Consider the following 15,516-nt stretch of genomic DNA (forward strand, 5'->3'; position numbering starts at 1 on the left):
CTGGAAGTTACGACATCAGATGCCGGAGGCTTCGGCAGCGGCGACGTCCTTGATCGACAGCTTGATGCGGCCGCGGTTGTCCACGTCGAGCACCAGCACCCTCACTTCCTGACCTTCCTTGAGCACATCAGTAACCTTCTCGATGCGCTGGTCGCTGATCTGCGAGATGTGCACCAGGCCATCCTTGCCCGGCAGAATGTTGACGAAGGCACCGAAGTCGACGATGCGCTCCACCCGGCCGACGTAAATCTTGCCAATCTCGGCCTCTGCGGTAATGGACAGCACGCGCTGCTTGGCCGCCTCTGCCGCTTCCCGGGTTTCGCCGAAGATCTTGATCGAGCCGTCGTCCTCGATGTCGATGGAGGCCTTGGTTTCCTCGCAGATTGCACGGATGGTGGCACCACCCTTGCCGATCACATCGCGGATCTTGTCCTGATCGATTTTCATCGCCAGCATGGTCGGGGCGTTGACCGATAGTTCGCTGCGCGACTGGGCGATCACCTGGCTCATCTGGCCGAGGATGTTCAGGCGGGCTTCGAGTGCCTGGTTCAGCGCGATCTCCATGATCTCCTCGGTGATGCCCTGGATCTTGATGTCCATCTGCAGCGCGGTGACGCCCTTGGCGGTACCGGCCACCTTGAAGTCCATGTCGCCCAGGTGGTCCTCGTCGCCGAGGATGTCGGTCAGCACGGCGAACCGCTCGCCTTCCTTGACCAAGCCCATGGCGATACCGGCCACCGGCGCCTTCATCGGCACGCCGGCATCCATCAGCGCCAGAGAGGCACCGCAGACCGAAGCCATGGAGCTGGAGCCGTTGGACTCGGTGATTTCCGACACCACGCGCACGGTGTAGGGGAACTCATCGCCCTTCGGCAGCATGGCTTGCACACCGCGGCGGGCCAAACGGCCATGGCCGATCTCACGACGGCCGGCACTGCCCATGCGGCCGCACTCACCCACCGAGAATGGCGGGAAGTTATAGTGCAGCATGAAGCTGTCCTTGCGCTCGCCTTCCAGGGTGTCGAGCACCTGGGCATCGCGCGCGGTACCCAGGGTGGCCACCACCAGCGCCTGGGTCTCGCCGCGGGTGAACAGGGCCGAACCGTGGGTCTTCGGCAGCACGCCGACCTCGATCTTCAGCGGACGCACTGTGCGGTTGTCACGACCGTCAATGCGCGGCTTGCCGTCGACGATGTTCTCGCGCACGGTGCGGTATTCGATCTCACCGAAGGCGTCCCTCACCTCGCCAGCGGACGGCTGGCCCTCGGCATCGCCGGACAGCTTGGCCACGGCCTGCTCGCGCAGCTCGTCCAGACGGCCGTAGCGCGCCTGCTTGAGGGTGATGGTATAGGCCTGCGAGATCGCCTCGCCGAACCCAGCGCGAATGGCCTCGAGCAGCGCGGTCGGCTCGGTCGGCGGCTCCCAGTTCCAGGCCGGACGGATAGCCTCGGCAGCGAACGCCTTGATAGCGCGGATCACCGCCTGGAACTCCTCGTGGGCATACAGCACGGCACCCAGCATCTGGTCCTCGGTCAGCTCTTCAGCCTCGGACTCGACCATCAGCACGGCGGATTCGGTACCGGCCACCACCATGTCCAGGCGGGAAGCCTTGAGCTGTTCATAGTTCGGGTTCAGCAGATAGCCGGTTTCCTCGTGGTAACCCACACGGGTGGCGCCGATCGGTCCGCTGAAGGGAATCCCGGAAACCGCCAGGGCGGCGGAAGTGCCGATCATCGCGGCGATGTCCGGATCGGTCTTCTTGCTGGTCGAAAGCACGGTGCAGATCACCTGCACCTCGTTCATGAAGCCTTCCGGGAACAGCGGACGGATCGGCCGGTCGATCAACCGCGAGGTCAGGGTTTCCTTCTCGCTCGGACGGCCTTCGCGCTTGAAGAAACCGCCAGGGATGCGGCCGGCTGCATAGGTTTTTTCCTGATAATGCACGGACAGCGGGAAGAAGCCCTTGCCCGGATCGGCCTGCTTGGCGCCAACCACGGTGACCAGTACGGTCACGTCCTCGTCGACGGTGACCAGCACGGCGCCGGAGGCCTGGCGGGCGATGCGGCCGGTTTCCAGGGTGACGGTCGACTGGCCGAACTGGAATGTCTTCATAACCGGATTCACGGTATTTTCCTTCTCTTTGTTGCTCGGGGGAAATCGTCAGAAAGGCGGGAATCGGACCCGGCGAGCCTCCTGAAGAGGGGGAAGCCGAAAGCAAAAGGCTGGAAGCAAGCCCGATGTCTCACTTCCAGCCTCCCGCTTCCAGCTTGGCGCGCGCCTTAGCGACGCAGACCCAGGCGACCGATCAGGGCGCTGTAACGAGTGGTGTCCTTACCCTTCAGGTAGTCCAGCAGCTTGCGGCGCTGGTTGACCATGCGGATCAGGCCACGACGGGAATGGTGGTCCTTGCCGTTGGCCTTGAAGTGTTCCTGCAGCTTGTTGATGTTGAAGGTCAGCAGGGCAACCTGCACTTCCGGGGAACCGGTATCGCCTTCAGCTTGCTTGTACTCGTTGACGATCTGGGCTTTTTCTTCGACGCTCAGTGCCATGATGGGCTCCTAGAGTGAACAGGCCGGGACATATCCCGTGTTGGGTAGAAGAGGAATGACCATGCCTGCTGACAGCCACCCTCGCATCGATCATTCCGACCGAATCAGTCGACGTGGCGCAATGCGCCCGTCATCGCTCACTTCACCGATACCGATGAAGCGGCCCGTATGATCCTGTACCCGAACCATGCCGAATTTCGGCGCCTCGGGTGCGCGTACCGGCTGCCCGTGCAACCAGTAGTAACTGCTGTGCTCGGAGAGCTGCAGCGCAGGCCAGTGCTCCAGACCGCTGTCCGATGGCAGCAGGAAGCGGTCCAGAGCCTCGTTGCCGCCCTCTGCGTGGGCCTGCTCCAGGGTCTCCAGGCTAACCGCCTGGGCCAGCCCGAAGGGTCCGGCCTGGGTACGACGCAACTCCGCGACATGTGCCCCGAGATCGAGCGCCTGGCCAATGTCCTCGACCAGGGAGCGGACATAGGTACCCTTGCTGCAGGCTACCGCCAAACGCGCGAACGGCGGCTCGAAGGCCAGCAAATCCAAACATGTAATATTAACAGAACGTGCCTCGCGCTCCACCACCTCGCCGGCCCTGGCCAGCTTGTAGAGCGGCTGCCCGCCGCGCTTGAGTGCCGAGTACATGGGGGGAATCTGGCTGATCTCGCCTCGGAAATTCGCCAGCAGCGCCTCCAACGCATCGCGCTCGAGCTGCACATCGTGCCGCTCGAGCACTTGGCCCTCGGCATCCCCGGTGGTGGTGCTCACCCCGAGATGCATCAGAGTCTCGTAGCCCTTGTCGGCATCCAGCAGGTACTGGGAGAACTTGGTCGCCTCGCCGAAGCACAACGGCAGCACGCCGGTGGCCAGCGGATCGAGACTGCCAGTATGCCCGGCCTTCTCCGCGTTCAGCAGCCAGCGGACCTTCTGCAGCGCGGCATTGGAGGTCAGTCCGTGCGGCTTGTCGAGAATCAGAATGCCGTCGACCTTGCGGCGGATACGTTTGACCTGGGCCACGCCTTACTCCTCGCCCTTGCCGGCATGCAGCCGGTCTTCGGCCACGGCGCGCTCGATCAGCGCGGACAGTTCGACACCCCGGCGAATGCTCGCGTCGTAGTTGAAGTGCAGCTGCGGGACGCTGCGCAGCTTCATCGCCTTGCCCAGCTGCATGCGCAGGAAGCCGGCCGCCTCGTTGAGAATCTCCAGGTTCCGGTTGACCTCCTCGCCGCTGTCTTCCTTGCCCATGACGGTGATGAACACCTTGGCATGGGACAGATCGCGAGCGACCTCGACAGCGGTAATGGTGACCATGCCGAGGCGCGGGTCCTTGATTTCACGCTGGATCAGCAGAGACAGTTCACGCTGCATCTGATCGCCAATGCGCTGGGTGCGACTGTAGTCTTTGGCCATATCTCGCCTCTCATAAGCCAAAAAACTGGAAGCCGAAGACCGAAAGCCTTCCAGCCTCCAGCTTCGCGCTTCCAGCTTCGTGCTTGCGCGCGCATCAGAGCGAGCGCGCCACCTGGACCTTCTCGTACACTTCGATCTTGTCGCCGACCTTGACGTCGTTGTAGCTCTTCACGCCGATACCACACTCCATGCCGGCCCGCACTTCGGACACGTCGTCCTTAAAGCGGCGCAGGGACTCCAGTTCGCCTTCGAAGATCACTACATCGTCGCGTAGCACGCGGATCGGACGGTTGCGATGGACGTTACCCTCGACCACCATGCAGCCGGCGATGGCGCCAAACTTCGGCGAGCGGAACACGTCACGCACCTCGGCGATGCCCAGAATGTTCTCCCGCACTTCGCTGCCCAGCATGCCCGACAGCGCCTTCTTGACATCCTCGATGATGTCGTAGATGACGTTGTAGTAGCGCAGGTCCAGGCCTTCCTGCTCGACAATCTTGCGCGCGCCGGCGTCGGCACGCACGTTGAAGCCGAACAGCACGGCATTGGAAGCCAGAGCCAGGTTGGCATCGCTCTCGGTGATGCCACCGACGCCACCGCCGACCACGCGCACCTGCACTTCCTCGTTGCCCAGATCGCCCAGAGCACCCTGCAGGGCTTCCAACGAGCCGCGCACATCGGTCTTGAGGACGAGGTTCAGAGTCTTCTTCTCGTCCTGGCCCATGGTTTCGAAGATGTTTTCCAGCTTGCCGGCATGCGCGCGGGCCAGCTTGACCTCGCGGAACTTGCCCTGCCGGAATAGGGCCACTTCGCGCGCCTTCTTCTCGTCGCCGATCACGGTCAGCTCATCGCCGGCATCCGGCGTACCGTCCAGGCCGAGGATCTCGACCGGAATCGAGGGGCCAGCCTCCTTGATCGGTAGACCATTCTCGTCGAGCATGGCTCGTACTCGGCCATAGTTGACGCCGACCAGCACCATGTCGCCCTGATGCAGGGTACCGTCCTGCACCAACACTGTCGCCACCGGACCGCGCCCCTTGTCCAGGCGCGACTCGACCACCACGCCACGGCCTGGGGCCGACGGCGTGGCTTTCAGTTCGAGCACTTCGGCCTGCAGCAACACGGCTTCCAGTAGAGCATCGATACCGGTACCGACCTTGGCCGAGACGGGGACGAACTGGGTATCGCCACCCCACTCTTCTGGAATCACATGGCGCGCAGCCAGATCGTTCTTGATCCGGTCCAGATCGGCCTCCGGCTTGTCGATCTTGTTCACCGCCACAACAATCGGCACGCCGGCCGCCTTGGCGTGCTGGATGGCCTCCTCGGTCTGCGGCATCACGCCGTCATCGGCTGCCACCACCAAAATGACAATGTCGGTGGCCTTGGCACCACGGGCACGCATCGCGGTAAACGCGGCGTGGCCGGGAGTGTCGAGGAAGGTGACCATGCCGCGATCGGTCTCCACGTGATAGGCACCGATATGCTGGGTGATGCCACCTGCCTCGCCGGTCGCCACCTTGGTGCGGCGGATGTAGTCGAGCAACGAGGTCTTCCCGTGGTCGACATGCCCCATGACTGTGACCACTGGCGCGCGCGACTCGGCTTTGCCCTCGAATTTGAGGGATTCGGCCAACTGTTCTTCCAAGGCATTCTCGCTGACGAGCTTGACCTTGTGGCCCAACTCCTCAGCCACCAGCTGCGCGGTTCCCTGGTCGAGCACCTGGTTGATGGTCACCGGAGTGCCCATTTTGAACATGAACTTGATGACCTCGGCCGCCTTAACCGACATCTGCTGGGCCAGTTCGGCGACCGTGATGGTTTCACTGATGGTCACCTCGCGAACGACAGGACCGGTCGGGCTCTGGAAGCCATGCTGGTTGCGCTTTTTCAGCTTGGACTTGCCACCACGGCCACCACGGCGACCGAAACCGTCGCCCTCTTCATCAACATTGCGCACCGCAGCACGGGCAACTGGCGCCTTGTCCTTGATCGAGGGGCGATGCTGGGCATTCTTACGCTCACGACGCTCATCGTCGACGTTACGCACCTTCTCCTTCTCAACACGGCGCGGCTCTTCCCGCTTGCGCTCTTCGGCAGCAGCCGGCGCAGGCGCGGGTACGGGCTCGGCCGCTCCGCTCCGTGCAGGCTCCCGCTCCAGCACAGCCGCGGCAGCTGCCTGCTCGGCTTGGCGCTGCGCCTCCTGCTCGGCGGCGCGGCGCTTGGCCTCCTCCTCTGCCCTCTGGCGCGCGGCGGCTTCCTCGGCGACCCGCTGCTCTTCCAGTTCGCGCTGCTTCTCGGCCTCGAGCTCGTCCGGGCTGCGCTTGACATACGTCTTCTTCTTACGCACCTCGACGCTGATGGTCTTGCTGCCGGCGACCCTCAAGGTGGTCGTGGTCTTGCGTTGCAAGGTGATCTTTCGCGGCTCCTCCAGCTTCACTCCGTGGCTGCTCTTGAGGTGAGCCAACAGGGCCTGCTTTTCATTATCGGTCACTACCTGCTCGGCGCTGGTATGCGACAGGCCTGCCTCACGCATCTGCTGCAGCAGGCGCTCGACCGGTGTATCGACCACCAAGGCCAGTTCTTTCACCGTGACTTGCGTCATGCATCTCTCTCCTCAGGCCGCTAATGCTTACTCGAACCAGTGGGCTCGGGCGGCCATGATCAACTTGCCGGCACGCTCTTCATCCATGCCGTCGATGTCGAGCAGGTCGTCGATCGACTGCTCGGCCAGGTCTTCGCGAGTAATCACCCCGCGCATCGCCAGCTCAACCGCCAGCTCCTTTTCCATGCCCTCGAGCGAGAGCAGGTCTTCGGCCGGATGGGCTTCCGCCAGCTTTTCTTCAGTCGCAATGGCCTTGGTCAGCAAGCGGTCCTTGGCGCGTGCGCGCAATTCGTTGACGATTTCCTCATCGAAGCCATCAATGGCGAGCATCTCCTCCATGGGTAAATAGGCAATCTCTTCTAGGCCGGTGAAACCTTCCTCCACCAGTACCTGGGCCAGCTCTTCGTCGACCTCTAGCTCCTTGACGAAGGAGCGCAGAATGTCGCCGGTCTCGGCCTGTTGCTTGGCCTGGATGTCGGCCTCGGTCATCACGTTCAGGGTCCAGCCGGTCATCTGGCTGGCCAATCGTACGTTCTGCCCGCCGCGACCAATGGCCTGGGCCAAGTTGTCGTCGGCCACGGCGACATCCATCGCATGGGCATCTTCATCGACGATGATCGCCGCCACTTCAGCCGGAGCCATGGCATTAATTACGAACTGGGCTGGGTTGTCGTCCCACAGCACGATGTCGACACGCTCGCCACCCAGCTCGCCGGAAACGGCCTGCACACGCGAACCGCGCATGCCGATGCAGGCCCCCTGGGGGTCGATGCGCTTGTCCTTGGAGCGCACGGCGATCTTGGCGCGCGACCCCGGATCGCGGGAGGCAGCCCTCACCTCGATCAGCCCCTCGGCGATTTCCGGAACTTCGATGCGGAACAGCTCGATCAGCATGCCCGGCGCGGTGCGCGACAAGATCAGCTGCGGGCCGCGGTTCTCCGGGCGAATCTCCTTCAGCAGGGCGCGCACCCGCGCACCGACACGAAAGGTCTCGCGCGGAATGATATCTTCTCTCGCTAGCAGCGCTTCGGCGTTGTTGCCGAGATCGACGATGACATTGTCACGGGTCACCTTCTTCACGCTACCAGAAATGATCTCGCCCACATGTTCGCGATAGGCATCCACCACTTGGGCGCGCTCGGCCTCCCGCACCTTCTGCACAATCACCTGCTTGGCGATCTGCGCAGCGATACGGCCGAACTCGATGGATTCGATCTTTTCTTCAAGCACATCACCCAGCGCGGCATCGAGCTTGCGCTCCTGAGCCTCCTCGAGCGTCAGCTCGGCGGCCGGGTTTTCCAGCAGATCATCCTCAACGACGGTCCAGCGGCGGAAGGTGTCGTACGCACCGCTCTGGCGATTGATCTGCACGCGCAGATCGACTTCGCCCTCGTAGCGCTTCTTAGTGGCAGTGGCCAGCGCCAGCTCCAGGGCTTCGAAAATCACACCAGCCGGAACGCCCTTTTCGTTGGACACCGACTCAACTACCAGCAGTACTTCTTTGCTCATCGTACGCTCGCCTTTCGCAATCCATTGGGACCCGCGGGATCCGCGTCTTAGTCAAAACGGGGAATGATATTGGCTTTATCGACCAGATCGATCGGCAAAAGGAACTCGTGGTCGTCCACCAACACCACTACATCCTGATCCTCGACGCCACGCAGGAGCCCCTGGAAGTTGCGCCGCCCCTCAAAGGGGGAGCGCAGCCTGATCCTCACCTGCTCGCCGGCATTGCGGGCGAACTGGTCAAGGGTAAACAGCGGCCGATCCATCCCAGGAGAAGAAACCTCGAGGGTGTACTCATTGCTGATCGGATCCTCCACATCGAGTACACCGCTGATCTGGCGACTCACCTTTTCGCAATCGTCGATGAGGATGCCGTTGGCATGATCGATATAGACCCGCAGCAGCGAGTGGCGCCCCTGTGACAGGAACTCGATGCCCCAACATTCATAGCCGAGCGCCTCGACCACCGGGGCCAACAAGGCCTGCAACTGTTCTAGCTTGCTCGACACTTGAACCCCTCGCGCATGCTGTGCAAATAAAAAATGGGCGAAACGCCCATTCCCTTCATCATCTTCGCCATGTGCGCCGCTTACCGGCACTTGCCTCTACCTAGCAAAAAGCCCCTTGAGAAGGGGCTTCTGCGACAACTGGTTGCGGGGGCTGGATTTGAACCAACGACCTTCGGGTTATGAGCCCGACGAGCTACCAGACTGCTCCACCCCGCGTCAAAACCTGGAGCGAAAGTATACGTCTGAACCTAAGTTCCGGTCAACCTGACTTCCGCCGACAAGAAAGCCCGCTGATCAGAGCGGGCTTCTTGATTTGGTACCGAGGAGGGGACTCGAACCCCTACAGCCTATGGCCACTACCACCTCAAGGTAGCGTGTCTACCAATTCCACCACCTCGGCAAAAACCTTTACTTCTGCTCGGGAGCTCGCGGCACATCGACAGCATCATCGGCAGGCTTTTGCTCCTCAAGCACTGGCACATCCTCAGCTGCCGGCCTCTTCTGCTGAACCTCCAGCACTGCCGGATCCGGCAGGCCAGCTTGACTCAATGAGCCAGCCTTTTCCTTGGCCAGAAAGCCCAGCCCAAGGCTAGTCAGGAAAAAAGCGGTGGCGAGTATAGCAGTAACGCGACTCAAAAAGGTAGAGGAACCTTGGCTACCGAAAACAGTAGCCGACGCACCAGAACCAAAAGAAGCGCCTGCCTCTGCCCCCCTGCCCCGCTGAACCAGAACCAGCACAACCACGCTCAGCGCCGCCAACAGGTGAAAGACGATAACGATCGTTTCTGTTTCCAGCATTTTCAGTTACCTGTAGCACGACAGATCGCGCCGAATTCATCCGCATTGAGGGAGGCCCCACCAACTAGCCCCCCATCGATATCCGGCATACCAAACAACACAGCCGCATTTGCCGACTTGACGCTGTCACCATACAGAATTCGCAAACCCTGCCCGACCCTCGCATTAGCCGCCGCGATCTGCGAACGAACGCAGCACGAGCCTCCTGAGCCCGCCCAGACGAAACCGTCAGGCCGGCACCAACACCCACACGGGCTCATAGGCAACAACCGCTCGCGAATGCGCCAACCCCAACCCCCAAGCCACAACAGCAAGAGCCTCCCCCGCCACGCGCTAATCCAGTGTCTCGCCAACATAGAGAACCGGAGTCAAACCACAGGCCTGAGCAGCTGCGAACTTGCGACAGACCACCCCATCGCTTTCACCCAGAAACTGGCGCCACTCGGAGCGCCCAACCAGCGCCCACGACCTGCTCGACATGCAGACAGACAGGAAAAACCAATACCTCAACATCACTCGGAGAGCCTGTTGACACAAACCTTCGGTCAACTCTGCAACGCCGGCGCGGGTACCGTGTATTTTTCAGTTACCGGCAACCAAGGGTGACACATGCATGCATCACCTCATCAATCAAAGTGGGCGCAGATACTATACAAACCAGAATGAACTAGCAAGTGAATCAAGCACATACATCCGCAACAATCTTTGCCAAGTGATCCGCATGGACTCGCACCTGGCTTTCATCGTCGCCTTCGACCATCACCCGCACCAAGGGTTCGGTGCCCGATTTGCGCAACAGCACTCGACCGCGCCCCGCCATCAGCTCGGTCACGCGCTCGCAGGCCTCCTGCACCGCCGGATGCCTCACAGGATCCTTGTCGCCCGCGTAGCGCACATTGACCAGCACTTGCGGAAACTTGCGCATCCCTTGGCGCGCCTCTGCGAGCCTCTGTCCGCGATGCTTCAAGGCCATCAGTACCTGCAGCGCCGCGATGATGCCGTCTCCAGTTGTCGCATGATGGCAGCAGACAATATGCCCGGAGCTCTCACCGCCCAGCTGCCAATTGCGGGCCAACAGCTCGGCCATGACATAGCGGTCACCGACCTTCGCCCGCTCGAACGGGATCCCTATGTCCTGCAGGGCCAACTCCAGCCCAAGGTTGCTCATCAAGGTGCCGACGACGCCCCCCTGCAGCCTGCCATGCTCCTGCATATCGCGCGCGATGAGAAAGAGCAGCTCATCGCCGTCGACCACGGATCCAGTGTGATCGACCATCAGCACGCGGTCACCATCGCCATCGAAGGCGATACCAAGATCGGCCCGCTGTATGAGCACTTCGGCCTGCAACGCGACGATATCCGTCGAACCACAGCGGTCGTTAATGTTCAACCCGTTGGGCTGTGCCGCCAGAATCGCCACCTCAGCGCCCAACTCGCGGAACACGCTGGGCGCAACCTTGTAGGTCGCGCCATGGGCGCAGTCCACGACCAGCTTGAGGCCGGCAAAACTGGTGCCGGTTGGCACACTGCTCTTGCAGAACTCGATATAGCGCCCGGCCGCATCGTTGATGCGTGAGACCTTGCCCAACTGGGCCGAATCGACCACCGTCATCTGCGTATCGATCAATTCCTCGATATTCAGCTCAAGCTCGTCCGGCAGCTTGGTTCCCTGCCCGGAAAAAAACTTGATGCCATTGTCATAATGCGGGTTGTGCGAGGCACTGATGACGATGCCAGCCTCGGCATGGAAGGTACGCGTCAGATAGGCGATGGCCGGCGTTGGCATCGGCCCGAGCAGCAACACATCGGCACCGGCGGCGGAGAGCCCCGCCTCCAGTACCGACTCGAACATGTAGCCAGATATGCGGGTATCCTTGCCAATCAGCACGCGACATACACCCTGGCGACGAAAAGCCTTGCCAGCGGCCCAGCCCAGCTTGAGCATGAAGTCCGGCGTGATGGGGTACTCACCTACCCGCCCACGAATGCCGTCGGTGCCGAAATATTTTTTACTCAACTTCCCCTCCCCCATTCCGCCGTCTCCACGGCATCGATCATTCGTACCACCTCGACCGTTTCCGCCACGTCGTGCACACGCACGATATGCGCGCCTTTGGCCACGGCCAATGCCGCCAGGGCCAGACTGCCATTCAGGCGCTGGCCGACCTCGCACCCCAATACCTGACCGATCATGCTCTTTCGGGAGGCGCCGACCAGCAGCGGACGACCAAGCTCGTGCAGCATTTCCATGTGCCTGAACAACAGCAGATTGTGCTGCAGCGTTTTGGCAAAACCAAAGCCTGGATCCAGAAGCAGACGCTCGGCCGGAATCCCTACCGCAGCGCACGCCTGCATGCGCCCAAGCAGAAAGCCGCGCACCTCGCCCAGCAGATCTCCATAGCGGGGATTCTGCTGCATGGTGCCCGGCTCTCCCAGCATATGCATCAGACAGACAGGCAGCCGACTCTCCGCCGCCGCCTCCAGAGCGCCCTCCCGCTGCAGCGAGCGGACGTCATTGATCAGGCCGGCTCCCAGCCGGGCCGTCTCGCGCATCACCGCCGGAGTCGAGGTGTCCACTGAAATGACTACGTCCAGCTCGGCCGCAATGGCTTCGACGACGGGCGCGACACGCTCCAGCTCCTCGTCCGCCGCCACCATGCGAGCACCGGGACGGGTCGATTCGCCCCCGATATCGATCAGCGTGGCTCCGGCAGCAACCATGCTTCGCGCATGGTTCAGTGCAGCTTCGAGCCCATTGAAGCGCCCCCCGTCGGAAAACGAGTCCGGCGTTACATTGAGAATGCCCATTACATGGGAACGCGATAAATCAAGAATCCGGTTGCCGCAAGGCAACCGGGGCGAAGGCGGCAAGGTCATTTTCAAGCCTTAATGTTCCCCAGCAGGCCCCCCGATCGGGGTTCCGGGTCGATCAGCCCCCTGGGATGCCGATGTTCCAGATGAACCGGAACCACCCTGCCAGTCCTTCGGCTCGCGAACGGTGCGCCCCGCCATAATGTCTTCAATCTGATCGGCATCGATGGTTTCGTACTTCATCAATGCCTCCGCCATCTTATCCAGCTTGTCGCGGTTATCTCTCAGTAACTGCGTGGCTGTGCCATAACACTGGTCGATGATATTGCGTACTTCCTGATCGATCAGCCTGGCAGTTTCGGCTGAAACGTTAGAGTGCTGGGCCGCAGCAGTACGACCGAGAAACACTTCTCCCTCCTCTTCCGCATACATCAACGGACCCAGCTTTTCCGAAAGCCCCCACTTGGTCACCATGTTCCGTGCTATCTGAGTGGTACGCATGATGTCATTGGACGCGCCTGTGGTAACCCCCTCGAAACCCAAGGTCATTTCCTCGGCGATGCGCCCGCCGAACAGCGAGCAGATCTGACTGACCAGTGCCCGCTTGGACAAGCTGTAGCGGTCCTCCTCCGGCAGGAACATGGTCACGCCCAAGGCGCGTCCACGTGGAATGATCGATACCTTGTAGACCGGATCATGCTCGGGCACCAGCCGGCCGACGATTGCGTGTCCGGCCTCATGGTATGCCGTGTTGAGCTTTTCTTTCTCGGACATGACCATGGTCTTGCGCTCGGCGCCCATCATGATCTTGTCCTTGGCCAGCTCGAATTCGCGCATCTCGACGGTACGCTTGTTGGCGCGCGCAGCGAACAGCGAGGCCTCGTTCACCAGGTTGGCCAGGTCGGCACCGGAAAAGCCGGGAGTACCACGGGCGATGACCGCCGGATTGACATCCTCGCTCATTGGAACCTTGCGCATGTGCACCTTCAGGATCTGCTCGCGGCCGCGGATATCTGGCAGACCGACCACCACCTGGCGGTCGAAGCGACCCGGACGCAGCAGCGCAGGATCAAGCACATCGGGACGGTTGGTTGCGGCGATGACGATGATGCCGTCGTTCATCTCGAAGCCGTCCATCTCCACCAGCAACTGATTGAGAGTCTGCTCCCGCTCGTCATGACCACCACCGAGTCCGGCACCACGATGACGACCAACGGCATCGATCTCGTCGATGAAGATGATGCAGGGCGCGTGCTTCTTGGCCTGATCGAACATGTCCCGAACACGCGAGGCACCGACACCGACAAACATTTCAACGAAATCGGAACCGGAGATGGTAAAGAACGGAACCTTTGCCTCGCCGGCGATCGCCTTGGCCAGCAGCGTCTTGCCGGTGCCGGGCGGGCCGACCATCAGCACGCCGCGGGGAATGCGCCCGCCAAGGCGCTGAAATTTGCCCGGATCACGAAGGAACTCGACCAGTTCGCTGACCTCATCCTTGGCCTCGTCACAGCCGGCGACATCGGCAAAGGTGGTCTTGACCTGATCCTCCGAGAGCAGGCGCGCCTTGCTCTTGCCGAAGCTCATCGGCCCGCCCTTGCCACCGGCACCGCCCTGCATCTGGCGCATGAAGAACATGAATACGGCGATGATCACCAGGATCGGGAAGCTAGCCACCAGCAACTGCGACCAGATGCTCTGCTGCTCGGGCTGCTTGCCCTCGATCTGGACATTGTTGTCGATCAGATCGCCGATCAGACCGCCATCCTGGATCGCCGGACGGACCGTCTTGAAGCTGTCGCCGTCTATCCGCTGGCCGGTGATGATATAGCCATCCACGGTGACCCGCTCGACCCTGCCGTCCTTGACCTGCTGGATGAAGTCCGAATAATTCAGCGTCTGCGGCTCGCTCGGATTGGTAAAGTTGTTCATCACGGTCACCAGAACGGCCGCGATGATCAACCACAGAATCAGGTTCTTTGCCATATCGTTCAATTAACTACCCTCTGGGACGGAGCCAGTCCCTGCATGACGGCCGGTACAGCTACCCGCCTAACTTATATACACAACCCCCGCCCCCCGGCAGGCCTCTCTTCTGTAACCCTTTGTGTGCAGCCCTTCGAGCACGCTTGTAGCCCACCAGCAGTCTAGGCTCCACGGAAGCCGCGCGCGAGCAGATATTGCTCGCGGGAACGGTCGCGAGAAGAGAGAGGCTTGCGCATCTGCACCTTGTCGAAACCATCGCGCACTTGCCGGAGATACTGGTCGAAACCTTCGCCCTGGAAGATCTTGATCAGGAAATCGCCTCCCGGCCGCAGAACCCGCCCGGCCAGATCCAGCGCCAGCTCGCAAAGATACATGGCCCGCGGCTGGTCGGACGCCTTGACTCCACTCATATTGGGTGCCATGTCGGAAATCACAAGGTCGACCGACTGCTCGCCGATCGCCTCGAGGATCTGGGCGAACACCGCATCGTCGGTGAAATCCCCCTGAACGAAGGTTACGTCCGGAATGCCGTCCATTGGCAGGATATCCGAGGCGATTAGGCAGCCGCGATCACCAATCAGCCGACTGGTCACCTGCGACCAGCCGCCCGGAGCAGCGCCCAGGTCGACTACGGTCATGCCCGGCCGCAGGATGCGATCTTTCTCTTGAATCTCCAGCAATTTGTAGCTGGCGCGTGAGCGGTAACCGTCCTTTTGCGCCATCTTCACGTAGGGGTCATCGAAATGCTCTTTCAACCAACGATGACTAGTCTTGGATCGGGCCACAGATACCTCGCGTTTGGCTGGGCGGCCCCGAGTCGCTCGGGTAGACTAGGCCGCTTTTCAACAAGATCGGACGCAGGGGTCAGATTATGGCGCTCACTCAGGAGCAGAAGAAACATTTCAAATCCATCGGCCATCACCTGAAGCCTGTATTGATCGTGGCCGAGAATGGCGTGACCGAAGGCGTCCTGGCCGAACTGGGACGGGCCCTGAACGACCATGAACTGATCAAGATAAAGATCAACCTCGCCGAGCGGGACGATCGCCAAGCGGTGATCACCGAACTCTGCGAGGCATCCGGAAGCGAACTGGCGCAGGTGATCGGCAAGGTCGCCCTGCTCTACCGCAAGAACCCCAAGCCGAACAAGAACCTCTCGAACATCAGCCGCTTCCTGCAGGCTTGATTGTAACTGGCAAGCCGCTGCAGGCCTGCCAGAAGCTGCCCCCCCGCCCCGCCCGTCACGCTGGCCTCACGCCGCAGACGAGGGGCGGACCACCCGGCTCCAACACCGCACGGGGCAGCGCCAACAAGGAGAGCCACTCGAAAGGCCGGGCCAACCCATTGCTTT

Annotated in this window: 13 protein-coding genes, 2 tRNA genes and 1 pseudogene; 1 reads left to right on the forward strand and 15 read right to left on the reverse strand. The window is 61.5% G+C overall.

From position 1 onward, the window contains the following. Positions 1 to 15 precede the first annotated feature (15 nt). The 15 genes and pseudogenes from pnp to rlmE all read right to left on the reverse strand — a co-directional run bounded on the left by pnp (position 16) and on the right by rlmE (position 14,950). On the reverse strand, positions 16 to 2,124 hold the full coding sequence (gene pnp, locus ACYVD0_RS02105) for a polyribonucleotide nucleotidyltransferase (protein WP_460425257.1): 2,109 nt from the start codon (positions 2,122 to 2,124) through the stop codon (positions 16 to 18). A gap of 155 nt (positions 2,125 to 2,279) precedes the next feature. Next, the gene (gene rpsO / locus ACYVD0_RS02110; protein ID WP_460425258.1) at positions 2,280 to 2,549 is read right to left on the reverse strand and encodes a 30S ribosomal protein S15; all 270 of its coding nucleotides are present in this window, start codon (positions 2,547 to 2,549) and stop codon (positions 2,280 to 2,282) included. A gap of 90 nt (positions 2,550 to 2,639) precedes the next feature. Then, positions 2,640 to 3,557: a tRNA pseudouridine synthase B gene (gene truB / locus ACYVD0_RS02115; protein ID WP_460425259.1), complete on the reverse strand. Its 918-nt coding sequence runs from the start codon at positions 3,555 to 3,557 to the stop codon at positions 2,640 to 2,642. 3 nt (positions 3,558 to 3,560) lie between these two features. Further along, positions 3,561 to 3,950, reverse strand: a complete 390-nt coding sequence (rbfA, locus tag ACYVD0_RS02120) for a ribosome-binding factor A (RefSeq protein WP_460425260.1) — start codon at positions 3,948 to 3,950, stop codon at positions 3,561 to 3,563. Between the two features lie 94 nt (positions 3,951 to 4,044). Then, positions 4,045 to 6,555, reverse strand: coding sequence for a translation initiation factor IF-2 (gene infB / locus ACYVD0_RS02125; RefSeq protein WP_460425261.1), 2,511 nt, complete (start codon positions 6,553 to 6,555; stop codon positions 4,045 to 4,047). Between the two features lie 27 nt (positions 6,556 to 6,582). After that, positions 6,583 to 8,064 (reverse strand): transcription termination/antitermination protein NusA, encoded by a 1,482-nt coding sequence (nusA, locus tag ACYVD0_RS02130; RefSeq protein WP_460425262.1) that lies wholly within the window; start codon positions 8,062 to 8,064, stop codon positions 6,583 to 6,585. Between the two features lie 47 nt (positions 8,065 to 8,111). After that, positions 8,112 to 8,570 (reverse strand): ribosome maturation factor RimP, encoded by a 459-nt coding sequence (gene rimP / locus ACYVD0_RS02135; protein WP_460425297.1) that lies wholly within the window; start codon positions 8,568 to 8,570, stop codon positions 8,112 to 8,114. Between the two features lie 139 nt (positions 8,571 to 8,709). Further along, positions 8,710 to 8,786: transfer RNA gene (locus tag ACYVD0_RS02140), tRNA-Met, on the reverse strand. 98 nt (positions 8,787 to 8,884) lie between these two features. Then, positions 8,885 to 8,970 (reverse strand) — tRNA-Leu (locus ACYVD0_RS02145). 8 nt (positions 8,971 to 8,978) lie between these two features. Then, entirely contained in the window at positions 8,979 to 9,368 is a 390-nt protein-coding gene (secG, locus tag ACYVD0_RS02150) for a preprotein translocase subunit SecG (RefSeq protein ID WP_460425263.1), read from the reverse strand. Positions 9,369 to 9,370: 2 nt separating this feature from the next. Then, a pseudogene (locus tag ACYVD0_RS02155) lies at positions 9,371 to 9,947 on the reverse strand (triose-phosphate isomerase). A gap of 100 nt (positions 9,948 to 10,047) precedes the next feature. After that, the gene (gene glmM, locus ACYVD0_RS02160) at positions 10,048 to 11,385 is read right to left on the reverse strand and encodes a phosphoglucosamine mutase (RefSeq protein ID WP_460425264.1); all 1,338 of its coding nucleotides are present in this window, start codon (positions 11,383 to 11,385) and stop codon (positions 10,048 to 10,050) included. After that, on the reverse strand, positions 11,382 to 12,245 hold the full coding sequence (gene folP / locus ACYVD0_RS02165) for a dihydropteroate synthase (protein ID WP_460425298.1): 864 nt from the start codon (positions 12,243 to 12,245) through the stop codon (positions 11,382 to 11,384). The genes glmM and folP overlap by 4 nt, the downstream gene beginning before the upstream one ends. 9 nt (positions 12,246 to 12,254) lie before the next feature. Further along, positions 12,255 to 14,165 (reverse strand): ATP-dependent zinc metalloprotease FtsH, encoded by a 1,911-nt coding sequence (gene ftsH, locus ACYVD0_RS02170; protein ID WP_460425299.1) that lies wholly within the window; start codon positions 14,163 to 14,165, stop codon positions 12,255 to 12,257. Positions 14,166 to 14,326: 161 nt separating this feature from the next. After that, a complete protein-coding gene (gene rlmE / locus ACYVD0_RS02175) occupies positions 14,327 to 14,950 on the reverse strand; it encodes an RlmE family RNA methyltransferase (protein ID WP_460425265.1) in 624 nt (207 codons plus the stop codon). Positions 14,951 to 15,036: 86 nt separating this feature from the next. On the opposite strand from rlmE, the gene yhbY reads away from it, so the two are divergent. Beyond that, positions 15,037 to 15,351 carry a YhbY family RNA-binding protein gene (gene yhbY / locus ACYVD0_RS02180; protein WP_460425266.1) on the forward strand — a complete coding sequence of 105 codons (315 nt, stop codon included), beginning with the start codon at positions 15,037 to 15,039 and terminating at the stop codon, positions 15,349 to 15,351. Positions 15,352 to 15,516: the final 165 nt, after the last annotated feature.

The organism is Azotobacter armeniacus, from assembly GCF_054779355.1.